Source organism: Pseudopedobacter saltans DSM 12145 (assembly GCF_000190735.1).
Lineage (GTDB): Bacteria > Bacteroidota > Bacteroidia > Sphingobacteriales > Sphingobacteriaceae > Pseudopedobacter > Pseudopedobacter saltans.
Genome location: NC_015177.1, coordinates 3,409,697 through 3,436,125, shown reverse-complemented (window position 1 = coordinate 3,436,125; position 26,429 = coordinate 3,409,697). Strand labels below are relative to the sequence as shown.

Here is a 26,429-nt window from a genome sequence, read left to right as displayed (position 1 = left end):
TGTATCCGGATAATGATTGCATCGAAAAAATAAAAAGATAAAAATGAAAGCATACGTATTTCCCGGGCAAGGAGCCCAATTTATTGGAATGGGTAAAGATTTGTACGAATCATCTGACGAGGCAAAAGCTTTATTTGAAAAAGCAAACGAAATTTTAGGTTTCAGAATTACAGATATCATGTTCTCTGGAACAGATGAAGAGCTTAAACAAACTAAAGTAACGCAACCAGCTATATTTTTACATTCGGTAATCTTAGCTAAAGTTTTAGGTAGTGATTTTAAACCAGATATGGTTGCCGGCCATTCGCTTGGCGAATTTTCCGCTTTAGTTGCGGCGGGAGCTTTATCTTTTGAAGACGGATTAAAGCTCGTTGCAAAAAGAGCCAATGCAATGCAAAAAGCTTGCGAAATACAACCTTCCACAATGGCAGCGGTTTTAGGCCTGGATGACTTTACTGTAGAAGATATTTGTCAGCGTGTTAGTGATGTTGTAGTTCCTGCTAACTATAACTGTCCTGGGCAGTTGGTAATTTCCGGAACTATTGCAGGTATAGATAAAGCATGTGAGCTATTATTGGCAGCCGGTGCAAAGAGAGCATTAAAACTTAATGTAGGCGGAGCTTTTCACTCCCCCTTAATGGAAAGTGCAAAAGTTGAGCTTGAAGCGGCTATTGTAGCTACAGAAATTAAAGAGCCAATATGTCCAATTTATCAAAATATAGACGCGAAGCCGTATACCGATGTTCAGTCTATAAAAGATAATTTGATAGCACAATTAACCGGTTCGGTAAAATGGACACAAACTGTACAGAAAATGTTAGAGGACGGCGCTACATCCTTTATTGAAGTTGGTCCCGGAAACGTCTTACAGGGCTTGGTAAAGAAAGTTAATAGAGCGATAGAAACATCCTCAGCTTCTATTGCATAGTGTAAATATTCTAAATAGAAGAGTTCGGGATGACATAAAAATCATCCCGATTTTTTTTGGTTCATTTTTTATTAAATTTAAAGCGCAAGTAAAATAGTAAAACAAAGAAAATCCTCATTGAAAACTACTACTAAAATACGTTGGCTATTACTTTTAGTTACAATAGGTCTCTTTGCCACTGCGCTTACAGCGCAATGGGCTTCTTCCCGTTCGTTAAAACTTGAACAATTTGCTGATCATCTTACATCGGTTTTAAATCGTAAAGAACGGATAATTGACGAGTATGTCGGCAACCCAGCCAATTTCGATAAATTAAAGACGCTAAGCATAGATGCCGATCTGGCCTTAAAAACCATAGATTACTTTGCTTCCCGAAAAATCTATTTCCAGATATTTAAAAACAATGAGCTTATTTTTTGGTCCGACACCCGGATTAGCGATAAATATGCCAATAACCTGAAAGAAGGGATAGGTTTCATCGGTTATAAAAATGGATGGTATCAGGTTGTAAAAAAGGGTGATGCAAATTTCTCCGTCGTTTTTTATGTTCTGGTAAAGGCCAATTATCCATTTCACAATCAATTTCTTAATAAAACATCAGGAGGAGATATAATTGGCGATGCCGGTATTGATATAGCAGACGCATCAGATTATGATATTGCTAACGTGACAGCACTAAACGGAAAATATCTGTTTTCTATAAAAAAAGTCGATGAAATAAACGAAAGGCCAACTTCTGACGTTGAAGTCTTCTTTTGGATGCTGGGGTTTTTAACTTTAAGCATACTAATAAATAGCTTGTGTAAATATTATGCCGATAAAGGACATCCCTTAGGAGCTACAGTTACCCTAATAATTTTCTTTATAGCCATACGTACTTTTTGTCTCCATTATGACTTTCCGGACGCATTTAATAGTTTAAGAATTTTTAGTCCATTAATTTATGCTTCCAGCAGCATTGCGCCGTCCCTGGGCGATCTCGTTCTTAATTTTTTTGTAGCCAATTGGTGTATTGTTTTCCTATATAGTTATAAAGAGCAAATTTACAGACCAATAAAAGGCGAACTTCGGGGATATCTCGCTTTGCTGATTTTCTCCCTGATTATAACCTACATTGCCTATGTGCTTTCCTCTGTATTCTGGGGCTTGGTTTACAATTCTGTAATAAACTTTAAGGTCTCCAATCTTATCAATCTAGACATATGGAATGCCATTTGGATATTTATTTTGCTAATGGCGCTGCTACTATTTTATTTGGTAGTCGAGTTTTTAGTTGGGTTTACGCAATATATAAATATAAGTACCAGAAAAAAGCTAGCTTTTTCATTTTTGTTTTTGATAGTAATTAGCACATGGCAAATGGCGACAGAAGGATTTAGTGCCTATGCCTTGTTGTTATATATTTTTGTTCTGATAGTTGCCCTTATTGTTTATCACTATAAGGGCGTTGTGATATTCCCTGCATTGGTTCTTATAACACTAATCTTTTCGATTATAGTTTCGTTAAAACTGAATACTTATAAGGGATATAAAGAAAGAGAATTCCGTAAATTTCTTGCTTTAAAATTGGAGTCCGCAGATGATTCCAAAAACCTGTTCTTATTTAAAATTATAGAGCGTAAGGTAGAAAAAGACCGTTACCTATCAAGATTTTTTACAGACAGCAAAAATTCGAAAGAATTAAAGCGATATTTTTTAGATGAATATCTTAAAGGCGAACTAAGAAGCTTTGAAATTAAAATATTGCCTTTTGATGAGAGAGGGGAAAGTTTTGATGAGACTATAAAAGAACAACTCGACAATTACCGAGATCTGGTTGAAAACGGGTCTTTAAAAGTGACAAATTATTTTTATAGGGTTTCAAATACTTTCGGTACTCAAAATTATTTTGCCATTCTTCCGATAAAAGATCAAAATAAAAATGTAGGGTATCTTATCATAGAACTGAAATATAAACAGGTGAAAAATCTGGGGAATTTTCCGCTTCTGTTACAAGATGGTAAATTGCTATCCAATCAGGATTACGAAGGGTATTCTTATGCGTTTTATCGGAATAACAAGCTTATTTATCAGGCAGGTTCTTATGTTTATAGTCTTATATACGAGCGACCAGGTTCTACCGAATTTTCTGCATATACAAAGGATAAATTCAGCCACTTGGTATATCAGCCGTCTGTAAACAGGGTTATAATCGTAAGTAAAGAAGTAGATACCTTTTGGAAAGAGCTGGCAACATTATCATTTTTCTTTATTGTCATCCTGATATTTGGAATAATTGTCGTTTCCTATAAATGGGCGTGGAATTTAATATCGTCTTATAGATTTAGTTTTAGCAATTTTAAATTACGCTTGCAGCTAACAAGTAACAAAATGCTTTATAAAACGCGAATACAAATAGCACTTGTATTGGCGGTTGTTACGTCGTTAATCATTGTTGGTCTGATAACCTTTTCTTACATATCAATACAATACAAAGAACAACAGGAAACCGTTATAAGAGAACGAGTTCGGTCGATAGCCAAAGCATACGAGAGTAAAATTAACGATGGTCATATTAATCGACTGGGGGCGGATACCGATACAGAAAGTTTTAAAGAACTTTCTAAAATGTATAATACAGATCTCAATCTTTACGATTCCCACGGAATACTTATTTCGTCCACACAACCTAAAATTTATGATTTGGGGATTGTGACGAATAGAATGAATCCAATTGCCCTTATCAATATGAGCATGCGGCAGAAGTCGGAATTTTTACAAGAAGAAAATATAGGAAATCTAATGTATGTGTCTGCCTATATACCGGTTTTCAACGTCTTCAACAATGTGATTGGTTATCTGCAATTACCTTATTTCTCTAACGAAAACGATTTTAATCAAAAAATATCCAGTTTCCTTAATTTGCTGATTAATATTTATGTACTGGTTTTTGTGGCGATAGGTTTCTTTGCCTTTGTAGTTGCAAATCAGATAACGAGTCCGCTTACCTTAATTCAGGAAAATATGTCCAAAATGAAAATAGGTAAGAAAAATAAACCAATATATTGGGCAAGGAATGACGAGATAGGAAACCTGATTAATGAATATAATAAGATGTTGCTGGCACTGGAAGAAAGTGCAAATAAATTGGCTAAATCGGAAAGAGAGACGGCATGGAGAGAAATGGCCAAACAGGTAGCTCATGAAATCAAGAATCCGCTGACACCCTTACGCCTGGGAATACAGATGCTGGAAAGAGCATGGAAAGAAAAGGATCCTAATTTTGATCTGAAGTTTAAGAAGTTCTCCACATCTTTTATTGAGCAGATAGACAGTTTAAGTCGTATTGCATCCGAATTCTCTAACTTCGCTAAAATGCCTGATTTAAAACTTGAAAAGCTTGAGCTGGTAGAAGTATTAAATCAGGCTATTCAGGTCTATAAACAAATGGACAATATCCAGATTTTCTGTAACGAAGAGCAGATTAAAGGCGTGTTTATACGAGCCGATAGAGATCAGCTTCTAAGATCTTTCAATAATCTTCTGAAAAATGCGATAGAGGCTATGCCAGAAGATAAAGAAGGTGTAATTACAATTCATTGCGATGTAAATGACGCGGTAGTAGAAATAAATTTTGAAGATAATGGAATGGGAATTCCTAACGATTTGAGGGTTAAGATATTTACGCCTAATTTTACTACCAAAAGTTCGGGGACTGGGTTAGGATTAGCTTTTGTAAAGCAAGCTATAGTAAATATCGGAGGAAATATATATTTTACTACTACAGAAGGCAAGGGAACAACGTTCCATATTTCTTTGCCGGTTGCCAATTAAATGGAAAGGAAGTTTTTTGGTTTTTTCTTATTAGTCTTGTTTTTGACTTCGGCAAAAGCCCAAATCAAGAGCCGGCTTAATACCAAAATCGTTGCAGTTAAAGATTCTATTTTAGTAGACTCTCTCAGTATACTTCCGCAAACTTTTAAGATTTATCTGGGTGATGAGCTTTTAGATACCAGTACTTATAAGATAGATTTTGCCAATTCATTATTAACATGGAAAAAGAAGCCGCTGGCAGATTTTGTACAGCTTTCTTACCGCACTTTTCCTGTACTGTTAACCGAAAAATCCTTTCATAAGGATCGCTCATTGATTGGTCTGGAAGCAATGGGAAAAAGTTTTGTCTACCAGCCACCTGCCCAGGAAAATACATTGTTTAATTTTCAGGGAATCGAGAAAAGCGGATCCATATCCCGTAGTATTGGTTTCGGAAATAATCAGGATTTATCGGTAAACTCCAATATGGCGTTACAGTTTGCGGGGAAGATAGGGCAAGACATAGAAATATCTGCTGTAATTTCCGACGATAATATTCCTATACAACCCGATGGCAACACACAGCAGATTAACGATTTTGATAAAGTGTTTATTCAGCTAAAACGAGATGGAGCGAAGCTGATAGCGGGAGATTATGAACTAAATCGTCCGGATAGCTATTTTATGAACTATTTCAAAAGAACTCAGGGAGCTTATATCTCCAATACATTTAAAGACAAAAATAATCTCACTTATCATACTCAGGCCGCAGCTGCGGTTTCAAAAGGACGTTCTGCAAGAAACCAATTTATTGGCGAAGAAGGGAATCAGGGATCCTATCGCTTAATCGGAAATAATGGAGAACAATATATCATTGTCCTGTCGGGAACAGAAAGAGTCTTTATAGATGGTGAATTGTTGATCAGAGGTCAGGATAACGATTATGTGATGGATTACAATACTGCCGAGATTACGTTTACGACAAAAAGGCTAATCACCAGGAATTCCAGAATTTCCGTCGAGTTTGAATATTCAGATAAAATTTATGGAAGAAGTCTCTATTTTATCAATCAGGATTTTAAATCAGAGAAACTGAAGGTCGGTTTTAATTTATACACCGAGCAGGATAACCCCAACCGGCCTATTCTTCAGAATCTTACTGCCGAGCAACATAATTTTTTAAAAGGAATTGGAAATAACATCGATCAGGCATTATATCCTAATGCAGATTCGGTAGCATTTAATGAAAATGAAATTCTTTATAAAAAAGTGGACAGTCTTGGCAATCAGATATATGTTTATTCCACGGATCCAAAGCAGGCTAAGTATCGGGTTGGCTTTTCTTATGTTGGTAAAAATAACGGAAGTTATGTGCTGGATGTAAATAGTGTGGCGAACGGACGGGTTTATCGTTTTGTAGCTTCATTATCCGGTCAGAAGCAGGGAGATTATGAACCGGTAACCTTGTTGATTACACCTAAAAAGCAACAATTGGCAATGGTAAATGCGGAATATAAAATCTCTAAAAAATCCAGACTTTTTACCGAATTGGGAATTAGTAATAACGATGTCAATTTATATTCAGACATAGATAATAATCAAAATCAAGGAATAGGTTATAAGCTTATTTATAATCAGCAAAATAGGTTGCAGGGAACTGACTCGACAGGTTTGAAATTAAATACCCAAATCAGCTATGAGTTTGCTGACGCGAAATTTAAACCGATAGAGAGATTCAGGCCGGTAGAATTTGATAGAGATTTCAATATAAACGGACTGAAACTGGGAGAAAGTGATGAGCATTGGACAACTTTGTCTTTACAGCTATTTAAGGACGACTTTAAGCAGGTCGCGTATCGGGTAAGTTCATTTGTGCGTCCCGAAGACTATAAAGGCATACAGCAATCGGTAAACGGTAAATACAGATATAAAGGATTTGGTTTAAACTATCGAGGTAGCTTATTGAAGTCTGATATAGATTCTTTATCCGGGGATTTTCTAAAACAAGATATCCTTTTCAGTAAATTGTTTAAACCATTTGAAATAGGAGTAAACTACCAACAGGAGATTAATAAAACTTTAGATATAACAACGGATAAGCTCAGCCTACAATCTTTTTCTTTCAATCAGGTAGATTATTTTCTCAAATCATTACCATCACATCAGAAAACCGCTTTTCAATTCAACTATATTACCAGGACAGACAGGGTGCCTTTCGAAGATCGTTTACAGGAATTTAGTAAAGCAAAAACTTACAATGCAAAACTGGAGCTCAACAAGCAGGGGAAATCGCCTTTTTCTATAACGGCTACTTACCGAACCATAGATTACGAACAAGCGGATAGTTTGAACAAAAATGCAGAAACGCTGCTTTCACGAATAGATTATAATCTAAATACATTTAAAGGATTCTTGAACCTGAATTCTTTTTATGAATTGGGAACGGGACAGGAACCCAAACGAGAATATATTTATTTGGAAGTACCCGCAGGGCAGGGCGCATATACCTGGAATGACTATAATGGAAATGGTATTAAAGAGTTGAACGAATTCGAGATCGCCAGATTTTCTGACGAAGCGAAATACATCCGAATCTTCAGATCAACCAACGAATTCATCCGGTCTAATTTTAGTAATATCAATCAAACATTAAAACTAACTCCTGCTATCTTATTAAAGCATAATAGAGGTTTTGGCGCATTTGTAGCCAAATTTTCTTCGATCTCTGTTTTACGTATAGAAAAAAAGATATTGGCAAGCGAAGGAGGTCTGGTATTAAATCCCTATAAAACCAGTATCGATGCTGTCAGTTTAGTCTCGCTAACATCCTTCTTGCGTAACTCGATTTTTTTTAATCGAATGAATCCAAATTGGGGAATAGACTTCAATTTACAGAATAACGGATCAAAATCTTTATTAACCGGCGGTTTCGATAGCCGAGATTTAAATGAACAAAGTATAAGGTTTAGATGGAACTTCGTTCGGAAAACTAATTTTCTGATCGAACTAAAAAGCGGATCCAAAAATTACCGATCCGAGCTTTTTGCAGATAAAAATTATGATGTGGATTATAGAGAGGTAAGACCAGAACTGGGTTACCAGTTTTCTGCTGATTTTAAACTTACGTTTAATGGGACATACAGACATCAGGCGAATGCCGGAAATTTAGGAGGAGAAACAGTAGATAATCTAAGTTTAGGGTCAGAAGCCAGATACAATGTACTAAAAAAAGGTACACTTACATCTAAACTAAATTTTATAGGTAATAATTTTTCTGGCAAAAATAACACGCCAATAGCTTATGAACTATTAGATGGTTTGCAAAGTGGTAATAATATGACCTGGCAATTGGGATTTCAGAGAATAATATCAAATGGAATTCAGCTTAACTTTAATTATGAAGGAAGGAAATCAGAAAAAGTTAAAACTATACATACCGGCGGAGTTCAGGTTAGAGCATATTTTTAAAAATGAAAAAGCCTTCAAACGGGGAGGATGAAGGCCTTTTACTAACCAATTATAAACCTAAGACAAATATAAAGTGAAAACCCGACCTCACAAAGAGTCTTAACACTTTTTAACATTTTAATGAAAGTTTATCCTGAAATTACTTTATGAAAGAGAGTCTTTAAAAAGCCCCTGAAATAGGATTCAAGGGCTTTTATAATTCATAGTTGGTTAGTTTCAATACTAATTTACAACTATTTATAAATATTGCAAGTGATTAAATTAAAAAAAACGAGTTATTTTTTTGTTAAGTCTCGTGTGTTCGGAAACATCAGGTGCCTCTTTAAACTTTTAAAAATAAAAAGTCCGCTCAGGAGTAATACAGGCATCCATCTTTATATCAAAACTTTCATTTTCAAATGACTCTTTTGTTGGAGGGAAAAGAGAAAGGCCTATTTTGAAGGTATCCGTCTGGCAATTTGCCAGAAATCGATCGTAAAAACCTCCACCATATCCAATTCGATTGCCTTTCAAATCAAAAGTCAGTAAAGGAATAAAGACAGCATCTATTTTTTCTACTGGTAGAACTTCCCCAAAAACCGGCTCGGGAATATGGAATTTGTTCTTTTGTAGAATGGTGAGTTCATAATCGAAGATTATGTTTTCCATTGTTTTTTTTACAAAGTCAGTTCTAGGAATAACCAGTTTCAAGTGAGGACAGTTCTCTTTGAAAAAAGATATAATTTCGAAAGTGTCTATTTCTTTTCTTTCGCGTATAGGTAGAAAGATATGAACAAAGTGATATCTGCTCCAGTCAATTTTAGAAATCTGTTCAATAATTTTGGAGTTCAATTTCCAAAACTCGCTATTAGATAAAGCCTCCCTTTTTAGCAGATAATCTTTCCGAAGTACTTTCTTCACTTTTTAATTGAGCACTGTTTAAGATAGGGTTAAAGGTAAAAATTAAAAAAGTAAATACGAGGACGTTTATTGTAAAAACCTCTTTTCAATTACATTCAATCTCTTCACTCGCTAGAAACTAACGCCAGCTAGGTACTAATGGAAAAATAAAAAACGGCTTCTACTTTGCAGTATGAAGCCGTTATCAACCTAAACCTAAAACTTAAATATGAAAAATTTAATTCTTTACCCTCTCGATGTATGCACCGTTTGAGGTATCAATTTTTATTTTGTCTCCCTGGTTAATAAACAAAGGAACTTTGATTTCAACACCAGTTTCTACAGTAGCTGTTTTTGTAGCATTTGTAGAAGTATCGCCTTTTACCGCAGGCTCTGTATACGTCACTTCTAATTCTACAGAATGAGGAGCCTGAGCCATAATTGGTTCTTCGCTTTCAAAAGCAACAATTACGTTCATTCCTTCTTTCAAGAATCTTGCAGTCGTCCCAAAAAGGTGTTTCGGAATATTAAACTGATCGTAAGTATTATTATCCATAACCACGAAGAAATCACCATCGTCATATAGATATTGATAATCGTTTGTTTCTACACGGCAAATTTCTACCTCTTCATCTGTTCTGAAACGGTACTCAACTAATTTACCAGTTTTTACGTTTCTCATTCTAGCCTGGTAAAACGCTCTTAAGTTACCAGGTGTACGGTGAATAAACTCTTCTACAGAAACTAACTCTCCGTTGAATCTTAGTACGTTACCGTTTTTTATTTCCGATGCCTTAGCCATAAAAGATACTTTATATTTGGGAGCGCAAATATAGTGTTTTGTTGCCAAATAGACAAACAGCAGTTCTTTTCTTAACTAAAACGAGGAATTACTTGTAGTCGATAATTCGAAGCTGATTCTCACAGAAACTATATTCCACTTCCTGATTAGAGCAAACAATAGTCAGCCTATCTTTAGCGTAAGACCGTACCAATTCGAGATACCAGTCAATTCCCTGACTATCCAGATTAGAACAAGGCTCGTCTAAAAATAACAGTTCAGTATCAGACAAAAAGGCCAGGGCGAGTTTTACCCGTTGTTTCATGCCAGATGAAAAATATTTTATCTGTTTGTTTTTACTTTTCTCCATCCCAAGAAGCGCAATAACCTCTTTTGCGGTAATGTTGTTTAAAGAGGTTTTAAAACGGAAGTGAAAGTCTATTGCTTCGGATAAAGTGAAATCTTCAATCAGTTCGAGATAAGGTGCAGCTATGCTTACTTTCTGAAAAACATTGTCAATTTCAATGTGTTTGGAACCGTTCTGAAAAGTGATTTTTCCCTGAGAGGGAGACAAAGAACCAGAAAGAATTTGCAATAAGGTAGATTTTCCTGATCCGTTAATGCCTAGAATGGCATAAGATTTCCCAGAACTGAATGTGTAATTAATATGCTTAAAAATCCATTCTCTGTTAAATCTTCTGCCAACATTTTCCAGGGTAATTTCCATTGATATCTTAAGATTGGCCAAATCCTTTAAGAACGCCTCTGTTAGAGTTTCTAATGAAATTTATAATTTCATCTCTCTCTTCCGTAGGGTTAAATTCGGCTTCGATAATGTCTAACGCTTTGGTAACATTGTTATTTTTAACGAATAAAATTCGATATATATCTTGTATTTCGTTAATCTGCTCAGAAGTATAACCTCTTCTGCGCATTCCTACTGAATTTATACCCGTATAGGATAAAGGCTCGCGAGCTGCTTTGATATAAGGAGGAACGTCTTTACGAACCAAAGATCCGCCAGTTACAAAAGCGTGTGAACCCACTTTAACAAATTGATGGATAGCAACCAGACCAGCAAGAACAACATAGTCACCAACAGTTACATGGCCGGCAAGTGTTGTCGAGTTGCTGAATATACAATGGTCACCAACAAAGCAATCATGCGCAATATGCGAATAAGCCTGAATCAGACAATTCTTCCCAATAACGGTTTTGTATCTGTCTTTAGTGCCTCTGTTTACCGTCACACATTCGCGGATGGTTGTATTGTCGCCTATTTCTGCTGTCGTCTCCTCCCCTTCGAATTTTAAGTCTTGTGGAATTCCGGAAATTACCGCGCCAGGGAAAATACGACAGTTTTTTCCAATTCTTGCACCATCCATAATGGTTACATTAGAGCCGATCCAGGTTCCTTCACCAATTTCAACATCTTTGTGAATAACAGCAAAAGGATCAATGACAACACTATCGGCAATTTTTGCCTGTGGATGTATATATGCTAGTGGTTGTATCATTTCGGAATTTAGTTTTCTTTAACTTTAGTTATTTGTGCCATCATTTCGGCTTCAACCACAACGGTTTCACCCACCATTCCAACACCTTTCATTTGTGCGATACCTCTTCTTATTGGCTCCATCAGCTCACATCTGAAAACAATAGAATCTCCTGGGTTTACCTGAGCTCTAAAGCGTACCTTGTCTATTTTCAGAAAATAAGTCAGGTAGTTTTCAGGATCAGGGACAGTGCTTAAAACCAAAATTCCGCCTGTTTGCGCCATCGCCTCAATCTGGATAACACCTGGGAAAACAGGAGCGCCAGGGAAATGCCCTTTAAAGAACTCTTCGTTCATAGTAACATTTTTTACCCCAACAACGTAGTTTTTAGTTAATTCAATAACCTTATCAATAAATAAAAAAGGTTGCCTGTGCGGCAATATATTCATAATCTGTCTGATGTCCAAAACAGCTTTAGAAGCCGGATCATAAACATTCACAGATTTTTTCTTACGTTCTTTTTTAATCATTGCCTTTATTTTTTTAGCAAAGGCAACGTTTGCGGCGTGGCCGGGTCTGGCAGCCATAATATGGCCTTTTAAAGGAACGCCTATTAAAGCCAGGTCGCCGATCATGTCCAGCAATTTATGACGGGCAGGCTCATTTTGATGGCGCAGTTGTATATTGTTCAATACACCTTCCTTTGCTACTTTTATCTCTTCTCTGTTAAAAGCCTTGGCCAGTTCAGAAAGTTCTTCCGGAGCAAGTTCGTGGTCAACAATTACAATCGCATTGTTAATATCACCACCTTTAATCAGGTTATGTTTCAGTAGCATTTCCAGCTCATGCAGAAAAACAAAGGTCCTGCATGATGCAATCTCCGTTTTAAAATCCCCAATAGAAGAAATTGTAGCATGCTGACTGCCTAAGACCGGAGAATTATAATCTACCATACAGGTGAAACGATAATCGTCCTGATATGGCATTGCAATCATTTCAACATTTCTGTCTTCTTCAGAATAACTTATGTTATGCGGAATGTAATAATAATCCCTTTCTGCGTTCTGCTCTTTATATCCAACAGATTCTAAGCCGTTAACAAATTCAATTGCACTTCCGTCTAAAATAGGAACTTCAATGCCATCAAGTTCAATTAAAACGTTGTCAACTTCACAGCCTACTAAAGCGGCTAATACGTGTTCAGTAGTACTTACGCTTGCGCCATTTTGCGAAATCGTAGTGCTTCGGGCGGTATCGGTAACATTGTCTACATCGGCATCAATAATCGGTTGTCCAGGTAAATCAATTCTCTGGAATTTATACCCATGGTTTTCTGGTGCAGGCTTAAATGTTAAAGTAACTTTTGCTCCAGTGTGTAGGCCAACCCCCGAAAAACTAACTTCCGATTTAATCGTTCTCTGTTTTGGATTCATAAGTTTTGATATTTTTATTTGAGCGCCTCTAAAGCTCTTTGTAATTCGTCAACTTTTCTCTCTAATTCTGGTAATCTTTGAATTACCACTTGAGACCTCATATAATTTTGATAGCTGATGGCAGGTGAGCCACCCCATTTTTTCCCTTCATCTGCAATCGGTCTGTTAATTCCCGATTGTGCTTGTACCTGCGAACCCTTTGCAACGGAGATATGGCCAACTATTCCCACCTGTCCGCCGATAATACAGTTTTCGCCTATTTTAGTACTACCAGATATACCGGATTGCGACGCAACAACGGTGTTCGACCCGATTTCTGCATTGTGAGCAATCTGGATAAGATTGTCCAGCTTCACTCCTTTTTTAATAATGGTAGAGCCCATTGTAGCCCGGTCAATACAGGTGTTTGCGCCTATCTCTACATCATCCTCTATAATAACATTCCCGATCTGACTGATTTTGCTGTACGAGCCATCCGCTTGCGGAGCGAAGCCAAAGCCGTCACTACCAATAACTGTATTGGAATGGATAATAACATTGTTTCCAACAATGCAGTCGTGATAAATCTTTACACCGGAGAATAAAGTGCTATTTTCGCCAACATGGGCATTATCGCCCACAAAAGTATGCGGATATATTTTAGAATTATCAGCAACAGAAGCGCCGGCACCTATATAGGCAAATGCACCTATGTAAACATTCTTTCCAATTTTTGCGTCTGGATGAATAAATGAAGGTTGTTCTATTCCTGATTTATTAAGTTTAAGTGTATTGTACATCTCCAGTAATACAGAAAAACTGGAGTATGCACTCGGAACACGTATTAAAGTCGATTGTATAGGTTTGTCTAAAGTCAGATCATCATTAACTATCACTACAGATGCATTAGTAGTGTATAGAAAAGACTCATATTTAGGATTCGATAAAAAGGCTAAAGAACCTTCTCCCGCTTCTTCTATTTTGGCTAATTTATTAACCACTACATCCGGCTTCCCCTCGAGGGTTCCATTAAGTAGCGTACAAATCTCTTTTGCGGTAAACTGCATCTGGCAAAATTAAGTGATAATATTAAATGAACAAATTGTTTAAATTAAAATAGCGAATAAGGTCTATATTTTAGTATAGCACAAGAAATATTTTGTTACGTCAATAGACAAAGCTTCTAAACTTGATGTATCAGAAACTATCGTAATATCTTCAATATCACCATTTTTACGCAATATATTGATGCTTCCACTACCCGTATTGTTATACGCCCGATTATTTACCGAATCTGTAAAAATAAAATAAGAAGCCTCCTTCTCACTAATCTTTAAAGAAGAGATAATATGGGCTTTCAGCTCTTCTATTTTTGTCTGATCCGGCGCCTCATTGCTAATCTCAACTTTATATAACTTCCTTGTAATTAAAAAAGTACAAAGTGTGCGAAGAACAAAGTCATTATGTTGCTGCCAAACCTTAATGGTGCCCATAATATCATGGTCGTCCAGTTGGGAGAAAAAAGATAAATGTTCACTGTCTACAGTAAACTCGTCCCCGTGTATGTCCTGATATAAGAAATGTTTTAGCGCAGGAGAAGCAAAAAGCTCTGTCCCTCGCTCTGCAAGTTCCCTTGCTCTTTTCAGGATTTTTACCAAAAGCTGTTCACCGGCCAAGGCAGTCTTATGCAGATAAACCTGCCAGTACATCAGCCTTCTGGCGATAAGGAATTTTTCTACCGAATATATTCCTTTCTCTTCTACTACAAGGTTACCGTCCTTTACATTCAATAATTTGATAATTCTGTCCGAACTTACGGTGCCTTCAGTAACCCCGCTAAAAAAGCTGTCTCTGTTAAGATAATCCAACCTGTCCAAATCAAGCTGACCGCAAATAAGTTGAAAAAAGAATTTTTTATGATATTGATTGTTGAATATTTGTAAAGCTAGATCCAATTTTCCGCCAAAATCCTGATTCAAACGATCAATAAACAATCTGCTGATTTTTTCATGAGCCAACCCTTTAACCAGGCTGTGTTCCAGTGCATGAGAAAACGGACCGTGGCCGATGTCGTGTAATAGAATAGCAATGCATGAAGCCTCGGCTTCTTCAGATGTTATTTCCTGACCCTTAGACTGTAAATGTTCAATAGCCAACTGCATCAGATGCATAACACCCAAAGCGTGGTGGAATCTGGTATGCAGTGCACCCGGGTAGACCAGATGGGCCATTCCAACTTGTTTGATGTATCTGAGCCTCTGAAAATAGGGGTGTTCTATCAGGTCAAAAATTAAAGAAGTCTTGATACTGATAAAACCATAAACAGGATCGTTAATTATTTTGAGCTTATTCAATGCATTTATTTTATAAGGCACAAATTTTGTTAAATTTATTGACGCAGTAAAATCTGGCGCCATTTAAATAATGGTTCCCGTCGGAATTTATGTAAGAAATACTTTGAGCATTACAATTGGCGTTCTATTTTATTGCCCACCTTTATTGCGGGTACATTTTTAACTTTTGAATTTTAACATAGACTTTTTAATAAACATATATGCAAGCAGCGAATATTTTGTGGGCCGATGATGAGATAGACCTATTGAAACCCCATATCATTTTTCTAAACGAAAAAGGATACCATGTAGAAACGGCAACAAATGGAAACGATGCTTTAGACATTTTTAACTCTAAAGATTTCGATATAGTTTTTCTGGACGAAAATATGCCGGGAATGACCGGCCTGGAAACGCTAATGGCGATAAAGCAGTCAAATCCTAATATTCCAGTGGTGATGATAACGAAAAGCGAAGAGGAATATCTGATGGAAGATGCGATTGGAGCTACTATAAACGACTATTTGATTAAACCGGTAAATCCAAAACAAATTCTGTCTACTATAAAAAAGCTGATCGATAATAAAAGATTGATTAGTGAAAAGACTTCTATGGCCTATCAACAGGATTTTAGGGCTTTAGGCATGACATTGAATGATAATCTCAGCTATGAAGAATGGATAGAAGTTTATAAAAAGCTTATTTTTTGGGAACTAAAACTTGGGAAACTTGAAGATGAGGGAATGCATGAAATTCTAACTATGCAAAAAGCCGAGGCAAATGCACAGTTCTCGAAATTTATAGAAAAAAACTATGTAAAATGGATAAACAATCAGGATCAGGAGGGCGTACCGGTATTCTCTCATCAATTGTTTAAAAAGAAAGTTTTTCCTGCATTGACAGATAACACACCTACTTTCTTTATCCTGATCGATAACCTGCGTTATGATCAATGGCGAATCATCCATCCTATCATCAGCGAATATTTTAGAATGGAGGAAGAAGACATTTATTGTAGCATTTTGCCGACAGCCACACAATATGCCAGAAATGCAATATTTTCTGGATTAATGCCTTTGGATATGGAGAAAAGATTTCCTACCATGTGGCAAAATGATGAAGATGAAGGAGGTAAAAACCTTTACGAAAACGAGTTTTTAGCAGATCAGATCAAGCGTATCCTCAGAAAGGATATTAAGTATTCTTACACAAAAGTGTTAAGTCAGGAGCAGGGAAAAGACCTGAACGACATGTTGCCTAACCTGATGGATAATACGCTAAATGTAATAGTGTATAATTTTGTGGACATGCTGTCTCATGCAAGAACAGATATGCAAATGATTAAGGAATTGGCGAATGATGACGCAGCCTACCGTTCTATTACCTTAAGTTGGTTTGAACATTCACCCTTGCTGGATCTGATCAAAAAGCTGTCGCAAAAGCGTGTGAAAATTATGCTGACTACGGATCATGGGACTATCCGTGTAAAAAAGCCAAGTAAGGTTATAGGAGATAGAAATACAAACACAAATTTAAGGTACAAACAGGGGAAAAACCTGGCGTTTACGGCGAAAGAGGTGTTCCATGTGAAAAATCCACATGATATTATGTTACCCAAATTGCATGTTAGCTCCAGTTTCATCTTTGCGAAAGAAGACAGTTACTTCGTTTATCAAAATAATTACAATCAGTTTGTAAACTATTACAACGAAACCTTTCAACACGGTGGAATTTCTATGGAGGAAATGATTATTCCTTTTGTAACTTATAAAAATAAATAGAGCGTTATTTTTGCATCATGCAAATAAGTACAAAAAGCTTAAACGACTTAGATAATGCAGCTAAACAGGTTCTTTCTTTCGCAAAGGAAGAAAGGATTTTTGTTTTTTATGGCGAAATGGGAGCCGGAAAAACAACTCTTATAAGTAAGTTGTGCTATCTATTGGGGACAGAAGATCATACCTCGAGTCCCACTTTCTCTATTGTAAACGAATACGAAACAAAGGCGAAGGGGAAGATATATCATTTTGATTTTTACCGGATAAAAAATCAGGGAGAAGCTTTCGATTTAGGATATGAGGAATATTTCTATTCGGGAGAGTATTGTATGATCGAATGGCCAGAGAAAATACCTGATCTGTTGCCTGATAGTTATATCGCTATTGATATTAAGGCAATAGACGAAAATTCAAGAGAAATTACTCTTCGGAAACATCTCGGGGCGTAGTTTTGCTTAATTAGGAACTGTTATTAGAGGGAGTGTAAAAAGTCGAAATGTGTCTGTAAATAAGACTGAAGAGGCTTCGACTCCGCTCCTGACAAAGTCAGCATTTTTTGGATACCCTCATTAAGTAAATCTGTAAAATTTGTTTGGTGCAAGCGTCCCCGCTTGTACCTTTAATCAGCACAAGCGGATGCTTGCGCTACTATGCGGATTTCAGGAGGTGAGTACCCTTTTTGAATCTCGTAATAGTGTACTCACCTCTTCTTTGTGCTATTTAGCGGGAATAATAGTTATTTTTCTGAATTCAATGGCAGAATGATCGCCCTGTAGGTAGATTGGTCCGGATTCTCCCTCTTTACTGTCCAGAGCTCCTCCTGTTATACCTGGGATTTCCTGATTGCAGATAATTTCTTTGCCATTTGCTACAATAGTTACCATGCGTCCGCGAAGTGTAATCTCAAATTTATTCCACCCATTGGGGCCAAGTGTTACGATTTCGCTAGGGGCTAAGAATCCATAGACACCACCAAAGTATAAAGAACCTGGATGCCTGTCTTTTGGTGAATCTTCTATCTGTACTTCATAACGCCCTCTTAAATAAATTCCGGAATTTCCACCTTCTGCATAACGAAACTCGGCAATCAGTTTAAAATCATCAAACTTTTGTTGGCTGATCAAGTTCGCTCCTGTCTTTTTATTAGTCAGGATACCATTAATGACCTCCCATTGGCTATTATCTGAAGAGGTATTCCATCCCGAAAGGTCTTTACCATTAAAAAGTTCTATTGGCTCTCCCCATTGTGCATCTCCGGTTCTTACCAGATAAGGCGCTTTGACTCCGGTAAAGTTGAGTGTGTTCCCTTTATTTGAAATTATAGCACCTTTGATGTTTTCCCCTGTCAATTCCCCGTGAATGGTGAACATGCCATCTCCTCCTTCCCACTGCGGGGGGATTTCGAAAGAAAATTTCCCCTGATCCAGTTTAATATGCGAAACGGGGCGGCTGCTGCCAGAACTACCTACAAAATAGCCTACTAATGTATTAAAACCAGAAAGCTTTACTTCCAGCCATGATGGTGTCTGTTTACCTTGGTTGTCGACCGTAAGGTCCCAACGGCCAATTAATCCTTTTGCTTCTTCCGGAATCGTTTGTGTCGCCGGATTGTGAGTTTCTTCTTTTTGTTTTTCCGAATTGGAAGAGCTATTACAAGATATCAAATGCAAAGCTAACATACATGCCAATCCACAGTAGCTCATGTGTTTTCTAAACATATTTTTTTAGGGGTCTTTTGAAATGCTAATCTAAAAAATATTTTTATCTTTTATTTTCTGCTGTCAATTACTGTAGTGGAGACAGAGATATTTTGAGCCAGGGTGTGCTATCGTTATGACGGGATGCCTGCCGGGGCGGCAAAGTAGGCTTCGTAACTCAGCAAGACAAAATTGTGAGGGCTTCTGCGTTAAATGACGCCAATGTGAAGCGGATAGGCTTTCTTAAATAGAAAGGTTTCTTTTTATAGCTGCTTTCCTTCTATTTTAGAGAAAAAATCCAAAGGCAGAGTATAGTTCTTTATCAATGCGCAAATAAGCAAGTATATTTGGAGATAACTATATGCCCGAAGAACCTAAAAGCTTCGTCAAAATTGAATTAAAACAAAACAAACAGAATATGTGCAGGGTTAAAGTTTTTACTGCTGATTGTGTATATTTATATACCAAAATATGATGTTGTAAGGAATTTATTGCATGGGCTCAAAAATTATAAGTGGTTTTGCGGAGATTGCCAGACAGGCAATGTACCAACCTCAGGAGGAACTGGAGCGGATAGGGAAATCATCTAAAAGTTTATTCATAGGAATACCTAAAGAAACGGCTTTTCAGGAAAAAAGAATAGCCTTAACACCTTTGTCTGTAGCTTTATTGGTTAATAACGGACACCGGGTGATGATTGAAACCGGCGCCGGGTTAGCCGCAAATTTTACTGATAATGATTACTCTGAACAGGGTGCTCTTATCGTTCCCGGCAAAAAGGAAATCTATAAGGCAGATATCATTCTAAAAGTTGCGCCACCTGTGAAAGAAGATATCGAACTTATGAAACCCTGTCAGATTATTTTTTCTGCATTGCATTCTTCTACATTAAGAGAAGAAGATGTGAAAGCGATGATAGAAAAGAAAGTGACGGCAATAGCATTTGAATATTTGCGAGATGACGGAAACGTATTAAGTGTTGTACGGGCGATGAGCGAAATTGTTGGCGCGACATCTATACTTATAGCTGCGGAATATTTAAGTAACATTTTTGGCGGAAAGGGTCTGATGTTAGGCGGCGTTACTGGGGTACCCCCTACAGAAATCGTTATTATTGGCGCCGGAACAGTTGGTGAATATGCTACCCGTACTGCTTTGGGGCTTGGAGCTGGCGTTAAAGTTTTTGATTCTTCTTTATACCGGTTAAGGCGTTTGCAAAACAATATCGGGAGCCATGTATTTACATCCGTTCTGCAACCTATTGTGCTGGAAAAAGCATTAAGAAATTGCGACGTGGCTATCGGCGCACTTAGAGCGGTGGAAGGACGTAGTCCCTGTGTGGTAACCGAAGAAATGGTTTCTAAAATGAAACCCAATTCAGTAGTAATAGACGTAAGTATAGATCAGGGAGGTTGTTTCGAAACATCCGAAGTCACCAACCATAAAAATCCAGTTTTTCGAAAATATGATGTTATACACTATTGCGTACCTAACATCGCATCAAGGGTAAGCCGTACCGCAACTTATGCATTAACCAATATTTTTACCCCCATTTTAATTGACATTGGAGAACTTGGTGGTTTAAATAGTCTGATTTGGCAAAAACAAGGAGTTAGGAATGCTGTTTATATTTATCAGGGAGCAATTACTAATAAGTATTTGGCAGATAGATTTGGTTTAACTTACAAAGACCTGAATCTTCTGGCTATAGCCAACAGATAAATAATTTAATGAAGCGACTATTTTCTTATATCAAAACCATATTCAAGCTTATTATTGAAAGCTTTAATTCATTTAATAATGACAAAGGGCTTAAGCTAAGCGCGGCCTTATCTTACTATACTATTTTCTCTTTAGGCCCCATGTTATTGGTGTTGCTTTCACTTGCCGGAATTTTCTACGAAGAAGAAGCCATAGAAGGAAAAGTATTTGATGAAATAGTGGGTTTTGTTGGTGCGGATGCTGCTATTTTGATTCAGTCGGTTCTTAAAAATCTGGCCCTTTCCGGGAAAAGTACCTTCACGATCATTACCGGGGTTGTAACTTTAATATTGGGAGCAACAGGAGTGTTTATCGAAATTCAGGATTCTATTAATTTAATTTGGCGGGTAAAGGCAATCCCTAAAAAAGGCTGGATCAAGTTAATCATCAATAGAGCGCTTTCGCTGTCTATGGTCGGGGCACTTGGATTTTTACTGATAGTAACTCTGATTATTAATAGTCTGGTTACCGCATTTAATGATATCTTAAGTCGCTTTGTGCCAGAGCAAACACTTTTCTTATTCGACTACACAAACATAGGGATAACTTTTATAGTGCTTGTAATCCTTTTTGGTATAATCTATAAAGTATTACCAGATGCCACCATCAGGTGGAGAAGCGTGAGATCGGGAGCTATATTTACCTCATTACTATTTATGCTGGGCAAATATTTAATTGGACTTTACATTGGTTATGCTTCTGTAGGCTCCGTTTATGGAGCGGCAGGAACGGTTGTTGTTATCGCCGTTTGGGTGTATTACTCTGCTGCTATTTTATTTTTTGGAGCAGAATTTACTAAAGTCTACGCAGGGTATAAGGGGGAAAATATCAGGCCATCTAAACATGCCATTTATATAGACGGGGGCGATGTATTAAAAGGAAATCCGGATATCCCTAAAGAGAAAGATAAGATCAAAAAGTAAATTTTTAAGAAGCTGTTTAAAAATGAATATTCTAAAATACAGTAGTGTTAGAGACTGCTTCGTACCTCGCAGTGACGCTCCTATTTTCGTCTTTGCGAGGAGGAACGACGAAGCAATCTCTTGGTATGTAAATATTTCTAACTGAAATTTAAACAGTTTCTAAATTTATATTTCTGGCCTTAGAGCCTGTTTAATTTATATTGTGAAATTTTTTATGGACTATTTTTGAGTGAGACAAGACCTGTTTTTGAAGAGTTAGCTTGCATACACTGTCCGTAGAGTTAAGCGGTAGCGTCTCTGCGGACAGTTAAATCAAAAAGAGTCTTCAGACTCGTAATTAACAATTCCTTTCTTTTTTAGGAACAGGAGTTTGAAAACTCCTCATTATTGATGAATCTGTAGAGACACTTTGTTTAACTCTAAAGACAGTGTGGGATTAAATAAGCTAATAACCTTCGATTAATATTTCATTGTTTTTGAGTGATTTGGACATTATTTCATGTTTAGATTGCTTCGTTCCTCGCAATGACGCCACTATTTTTGTCATTGCGAGGAACGAAGCAATCTCTTTTGGCATTACTCTCATAGCCTTTTTATAATCGAACTCAGGTTAATATTTCTTAATATACTTTAACCAAGATCCTCCCATTCTCCTACCTGTAATTCAGTTTTTTTAAAGGGTTCTTCTTTTTTTTCTGGAATAAAGTTTACTAACTCACCATTTTTAATGTAGATGGCATTTGTTAACGTAGCGCCAATATACATTCTATCTGCAGAATACGAATTGTCCGAACCTGATTTAAAAGATACCTTGCGGACTATCAAAGTTAACTTGTTATCCTCCAGTGGATAGTTGAAATTAAATGTCTGGTCCATATCCATGCCATGGCGCTGGCTTAACAAAATAATACTCCTGCCATGAGAGGTCTTTTTTACAATATCAAAAGCGAAGATATAGAGTCGTACCTCTGCAAAAGTTGTTTTAGGATGAGCCTTTGGAAACGCCGTGTGGTATTTAAAAGGATGAATGCTCAGATTGAACCCCTTTATAGGATCTATATCAGTAATAACGCTGCCTTTAAAGAGGTTGTCTGCTGAATTTTTAATATTTAGCTGAATACCTTCCAGTTTCTTGAAATCTCCATCCCAAAGCTTTCGGTTACCAGTTTGTTCAGCCGGGGCCGATCGTATGATTTCAAGAATCAATCTCCTGAATTGGTTCAGCTTTTTAGCGTTCCAATTAAGAGAAGTTACCTGCTTAAAGCGATTATATAGTAAAGAATACACAGCATTAGCTTCGCCAAATTCATTTTTTGTTTTAATGCTATTTTCGGATAATGCGTATGAAGTCGGTTTATTTTGGGTGTTTTTGTTTTTCATTTTTATTTCAGTCTATTAATAGTTAAATTGGTACTGCTGATGAATATAAAAATTATTTCTTTTAAATCCTTCCGATAGAATCAGCCAAAAGTCCGTAAAACTCTGTGAAACTCCGCTAAAGTCCGTGAAAGTCCATTCATGCTTCGAGTTCGTTAGCACTCCGCTCCGTACCTGCTTCGTACCTGCTCAATACCTGCTTCGACAACGATTGCACTAATCTTCGATAATTCTTCAATAATTCTTCGAGGGACATTCGGCGGCTGCCGAAGCGCAGTCAAAGGAATCCCGAAGAAACCCTAGACTAGTCCGAAGCTGTCTCGAATTTGTCTCTGATCTGTCTGGTTGTCTTATCCTGTCTTATACGGTGTGTTTTTAAACAAAGAGAATGGCCTGGTTTAAGAGTTAAGCAGCTAATTGCATTAAAGCTATTGCGGAGGCTTAGTTTTCCCGCGGCGCATTTCAGCTCCTTTGGAAGACTGAAGCGACCAGGTCTTGCTCATGCTGGTTATTGAGGTTTAGTCATAACCTTTAGTTAGACTACGTTTGGATTGTTTTATTTGAAAATATTAAATTTTATAATTAAATATTGTTGTTTGTAAGTTTTGTTTTATATTTATGGTATCGTTACCTTTTTTCTTTTAGGATTATAAACATAGCCAGGCTTAGACTAACCAATCAAAATAATGAAATTCAAAATAATACTTTTCTTAGGCATCTTATTGCCCGCGATAACTTGGGCTCAAGGTTCTGTCGAAAGTTTGGTCGTTGTTAAACGGCTTATTGCAAACAAAAACTTTAATGATGCAATTGCCAAGGCTAATGAAATATTAGGTTCAGGAGAAAATAAGGAGGCTTATATTTTAAGAGCAAGCGCTTATCATCAAATTAAGGAATATAAACGCGAAATAGCTGATTTGAAAAAGGCTTTGGAGCTAGAAGATACTGCTGATGCAAGATTATCTTTGGCCTTTGCCTATCAGATTGTTAGAGATACTGCCGAATCAAATCGTATGATAGCGCTTAACCTTGAGCGTTATCCAGATCATATTCCTACGGTCGTTTCTGCGGCTGCAATAGCTGCTTTAAAAAAGCAAAATGACGTGGCTTTGAAAATTCTTACGGATGCATACACAAAGCATGACTCTCCAATAGCACTTCAGGCTAGGGCTGGGGAATATAGAAGGCAGGGAAAATACGAAAAAGCACTCGCAGATTATGAAACATTGATAGCATTACGAAAATCATCAAGCTATTATATGTCAGCTGCGCAATGTGCGTCCCAAGTGGGTAATTATAAAAAAACACTAGAATATTATAAGGAGTATCTTACCCTCAATCCTAATTCTTCTACTGCATTAAACAATGTTGGGTATGAATTACGGAAAATAGGCAAATTTCAAGATGCTGAGGTTTATTTTAAGAAGGCCATAGATGTAAGCCCAAAGAATGTTTATCCTCTAGTGGGGCAAACTCTTCTGGCTTATATGCAGGGCGATGTTGATAAAGCTTTTAGTATAATAGATGCCGCTTTGCTTTTTGATACTAAAATAAAAATTGCTGCTTTGGCAAGAGGCAGCATAAGTGCTCAGGAGGGAGATTTAATAGCTGCAGAATCTGATTATAAACAAGTTCTCAGTGATCCTCAACACGTGAAGTATGCCTACCCTGCCCTAACTAAAGTTTATATCTATAAAGGAGAATATGCGAGAGCGGTAGATTTTGTAACTGATTATATTGAGCGACAGAATATTCCCTCATCAGAGGCATATAATACGCGAGGATTTGCATATTATAAAATGGGAAAAACTGAGGAGGCAATGAAGGACTTTTTATATGCAATGGAGCTGGAAGAGAATTATCAACCTATTTTTAGATACCTGAACAAGGAAAGTAACCAGCCCGTAAAAAGCTACACACATATTCAGTTTTTCTTACCATTTAATGATGTAAACGATAGTAAATCAGGTTTTTTTACAGATGGGAAGAAGGATTTCGATTTTAAAATTCGCATAATTTCTGAGGGAGAAGTAGATGCCAGTAAAATTAGTCTTTATGAACGTGAAAAGCCTGTAGATCAGAAGTATTGGTCATTAAAAAAAGTGGAAAAGCGGGAGTTTAAATGGATGGATATGTTTGTTACTGACGTCACATTTCAATATACACCGAACATTAAAAAAAGTTCTTTAAAACTTTCTTATAATGGATCGGAGACACAAACAATAACACTAATAAGGTAAAATGAAAAAACTGCAGATCTTTTTAATAGCCATATATGTATTTTTAAGTTTTAATGGGTTTAGTCAAACAACCAGAATCCCTTTGTCGGAGAAATCGGTGGTAAAGGATTCCACAGGTCTTGTTTATACTTACGAAAACTGGTCGTCATTAATCAAGACCGGAGAATATAAGTTGGTAAAAAGCAAAATGGGAAACGACGAATATTTAATAATAGGTAGGGAAAACGTAAATGACAATGAAAACAAACAAATTTACCGCGGTAATTCGGCAAACTTTGTGGGAAAGAAAATAAAATTTCCTTATATGACTGATTTGCAGGGTAGGGATTATTGGAACGACATCCTGAAAGATAAAGTTGTTGTACTGAACTTTTGGTTTGTAAAGTGTGCGCCTTGTAAAGCAGAAATACCTCTTCTAAACGAATTGTATTGGAAATATAGTGAACGTGAAAATGTTGTTTTTCTTGCGGTATGCTTAGATAATGGAGGGATGATCAGTGAATTTATGAAAACAACCCCTTTTGTTTATAAACAAGTCCCTTCAGGGATTGAGATAGCAAGGAAATTTAATATTGCTGGATATCCAACTAATTTAATTATAGACAAGGGTGTTGTGAAATATGGGACGACAGGATTTACCAAAGCTAATATTCAGAAGGCGGAAGAAATATTAAATCAGTGTTTGTAGCGACGGGTCAATTCTGGTAGTATGTTTGAGGAACTTTATGTTTAACTAAATACACAATAATAAAATAGGGAATCAATCCCAGTAGTATTGATAAATATCAAATGGACTTCTGGGGTTGATAATTAGTGGAATCATTTATACCAAACGCTATTTTGTTTTAGTTGGGCGAACTTCAATTTTAGAAGGTAGCACATTTGGATTTAGCTTCAATAAATCAACCACTATTTGTCCAATATCTTCTGGTTTTATCTTCCAGCCATCTGCGTCATTGGGAACATGGTCGTTAAAATGGGAAGTTACCGAGCCAGGCATGATGGTAGTTGTTTTAACGTCGTATTCACGTAAATCCAACATGGCGGCCTGCGTGAAGCCAACAACCCCAAATTTAGATGCATTGTAGCCGGCGCCACCTGCAAAAAAGTTAGTCCCTGCCAGACTAGATATGGAAATATAATGGCCTTTGTTTGCTTTTAGTTGTTCTACACTCGCTTTTAAAGTATGGAAAACTCCTGTCAGATTAGTATCAATCATGTCGTTCCAATCTTCGAGACTTAATTGGTCTATTGGTGCAAATTTGCCGATTCCGGCATTGGCAATTACAATATCCAGTTTGCCAAACTTGTTTACAATTTGGTTTACGGCGTTTTGTTCATCGGCAAAATTTCTTACGTCAGAAACAATAGCTAATAGATTGTCACTTGCCAATTCGGTCTTTGCTTTTTCAAGATCTGTTGCTTTTCTACCGGATATAGCTACTTTTAGGCCTGCGCTTATCAATGATTTAGCAATACCAAAGCCAATTCCTTTGGTACCTCCGGTGATATAGGCTACTTTATTTTCTAAACTCATACCATATGATTTTGACTACAATACGTA

Annotated in this window: 19 protein-coding genes; 9 read left to right on the top strand and 10 right to left on the bottom strand. The window is 36.9% G+C overall.

Annotated elements, in window-relative coordinates; genetic code table 11:
* Positions 1–43 precede the first annotated feature (43 nt).
* The 3 genes from fabD to PEDSA_RS14495 all read left to right on the top strand — a co-directional run bounded on the left by fabD (position 44) and on the right by PEDSA_RS14495 (position 8,188).
* Entirely contained in the window at positions 44–928 is an 885-nt protein-coding gene (gene fabD / locus PEDSA_RS14505) for an ACP S-malonyltransferase (RefSeq protein ID WP_013633907.1), read from the top strand.
* Positions 929–1,045: 117 nt separating this feature from the next.
* A complete protein-coding gene (locus tag PEDSA_RS14500; protein ID WP_013633906.1) occupies positions 1,046–4,741 on the top strand; it encodes a sensor histidine kinase in 3,696 nt (1,231 codons plus the stop codon).
* Positions 4,742–8,188 carry a hypothetical protein gene (locus PEDSA_RS14495; protein ID WP_013633905.1) on the top strand — a complete coding sequence of 1,149 codons (3,447 nt, stop codon included), beginning with the start codon at positions 4,742–4,744 and terminating at the stop codon, positions 8,186–8,188.
* Positions 8,189–8,518: 330 nt separating this feature from the next.
* Here PEDSA_RS14495 and PEDSA_RS14490 read toward each other — a convergent pair whose 3' ends face one another.
* The 7 genes from PEDSA_RS14490 to PEDSA_RS14460 form a co-directional block, all read right to left on the bottom strand.
* Positions 8,519–9,088 (bottom strand): 5-formyltetrahydrofolate cyclo-ligase, encoded by a 570-nt coding sequence (locus PEDSA_RS14490; protein WP_013633904.1) that lies wholly within the window; start codon positions 9,086–9,088, stop codon positions 8,519–8,521.
* A 217-nt stretch (positions 9,089–9,305) separates the two neighbouring features.
* Positions 9,306–9,869, bottom strand: a complete 564-nt coding sequence (efp, locus tag PEDSA_RS14485; RefSeq protein WP_013633903.1) for an elongation factor P — start codon at positions 9,867–9,869, stop codon at positions 9,306–9,308.
* 88 nt (positions 9,870–9,957) lie between these two features.
* Entirely contained in the window at positions 9,958–10,575 is a 618-nt protein-coding gene (locus PEDSA_RS14480) for an ABC transporter ATP-binding protein (RefSeq protein ID WP_013633902.1), read from the bottom strand.
* A gap of 7 nt (positions 10,576–10,582) precedes the next feature.
* The gene (gene lpxA, locus PEDSA_RS14475; RefSeq protein WP_013633901.1) at positions 10,583–11,365 is read right to left on the bottom strand and encodes an acyl-ACP--UDP-N-acetylglucosamine O-acyltransferase; all 783 of its coding nucleotides are present in this window, start codon (positions 11,363–11,365) and stop codon (positions 10,583–10,585) included.
* An 8-nt stretch (positions 11,366–11,373) separates the two neighbouring features.
* Positions 11,374–12,777: a bifunctional UDP-3-O-[3-hydroxymyristoyl] N-acetylglucosamine deacetylase/3-hydroxyacyl-ACP dehydratase gene (locus PEDSA_RS14470; protein ID WP_013633900.1), complete on the bottom strand. Its 1,404-nt coding sequence runs from the start codon at positions 12,775–12,777 to the stop codon at positions 11,374–11,376.
* 14 nt (positions 12,778–12,791) lie between these two features.
* A complete protein-coding gene (lpxD, locus tag PEDSA_RS14465; protein WP_013633899.1) occupies positions 12,792–13,823 on the bottom strand; it encodes a UDP-3-O-(3-hydroxymyristoyl)glucosamine N-acyltransferase in 1,032 nt (343 codons plus the stop codon).
* Positions 13,824–13,886: 63 nt separating this feature from the next.
* A complete protein-coding gene (locus PEDSA_RS14460; RefSeq protein ID WP_041537485.1) occupies positions 13,887–15,110 on the bottom strand; it encodes an HD domain-containing protein in 1,224 nt (407 codons plus the stop codon).
* A gap of 200 nt (positions 15,111–15,310) precedes the next feature.
* Here PEDSA_RS14460 and porX point away from each other — a divergent pair, with 200 nt between their 5' ends.
* The gene (porX, locus tag PEDSA_RS14455) at positions 15,311–16,870 is read left to right on the top strand and encodes a T9SS response regulator signal transducer PorX (protein ID WP_013633897.1); all 1,560 of its coding nucleotides are present in this window, start codon (positions 15,311–15,313) and stop codon (positions 16,868–16,870) included.
* Between the two features lie 17 nt (positions 16,871–16,887).
* Positions 16,888–17,316 (top strand): tRNA (adenosine(37)-N6)-threonylcarbamoyltransferase complex ATPase subunit type 1 TsaE, encoded by a 429-nt coding sequence (tsaE, locus tag PEDSA_RS14450; protein WP_013633896.1) that lies wholly within the window; start codon positions 16,888–16,890, stop codon positions 17,314–17,316.
* Positions 17,317–17,583: 267 nt separating this feature from the next.
* On the opposite strand, the gene PEDSA_RS14445 is transcribed toward tsaE, so the two are convergent.
* Entirely contained in the window at positions 17,584–18,585 is a 1,002-nt protein-coding gene (locus PEDSA_RS14445; protein WP_013633895.1) for a 3-keto-disaccharide hydrolase, read from the bottom strand.
* Positions 18,586–19,059: 474 nt separating this feature from the next.
* On the opposite strand from PEDSA_RS14445, the gene PEDSA_RS14440 reads away from it, so the two are divergent.
* Positions 19,060–20,286 (top strand): alanine dehydrogenase, encoded by a 1,227-nt coding sequence (locus PEDSA_RS14440; RefSeq protein ID WP_013633894.1) that lies wholly within the window; start codon positions 19,060–19,062, stop codon positions 20,284–20,286.
* Between the two features lie 8 nt (positions 20,287–20,294).
* Positions 20,295–21,248, top strand: a complete 954-nt coding sequence (locus PEDSA_RS14435; RefSeq protein WP_013633893.1) for a YihY/virulence factor BrkB family protein — start codon at positions 20,295–20,297, stop codon at positions 21,246–21,248.
* Positions 21,249–21,878: 630 nt separating this feature from the next.
* Here the strand turns inward: PEDSA_RS14435 and PEDSA_RS14430 are convergent.
* The gene (locus tag PEDSA_RS14430; RefSeq protein WP_013633891.1) at positions 21,879–22,628 is read right to left on the bottom strand and encodes a hypothetical protein; all 750 of its coding nucleotides are present in this window, start codon (positions 22,626–22,628) and stop codon (positions 21,879–21,881) included.
* A gap of 683 nt (positions 22,629–23,311) precedes the next feature.
* Between PEDSA_RS14430 and PEDSA_RS14425 the strand changes: the two genes are divergently transcribed.
* Positions 23,312–24,865, top strand: coding sequence for a tetratricopeptide repeat protein (locus PEDSA_RS14425; protein ID WP_013633890.1), 1,554 nt, complete (start codon positions 23,312–23,314; stop codon positions 24,863–24,865).
* A 1-nt stretch (position 24,866) separates the two neighbouring features.
* Complete coding sequence (locus PEDSA_RS19675; protein WP_013633889.1) at positions 24,867–25,553, top strand: TlpA disulfide reductase family protein; 687 nt, start codon at positions 24,867–24,869, stop codon at positions 25,551–25,553.
* A 147-nt stretch (positions 25,554–25,700) separates the two neighbouring features.
* On the opposite strand, the gene PEDSA_RS14415 is transcribed toward PEDSA_RS19675, so the two are convergent.
* A complete protein-coding gene (locus tag PEDSA_RS14415) occupies positions 25,701–26,402 on the bottom strand; it encodes an SDR family oxidoreductase (protein ID WP_013633888.1) in 702 nt (233 codons plus the stop codon).
* Positions 26,403–26,429 lie beyond the last annotated feature (27 nt).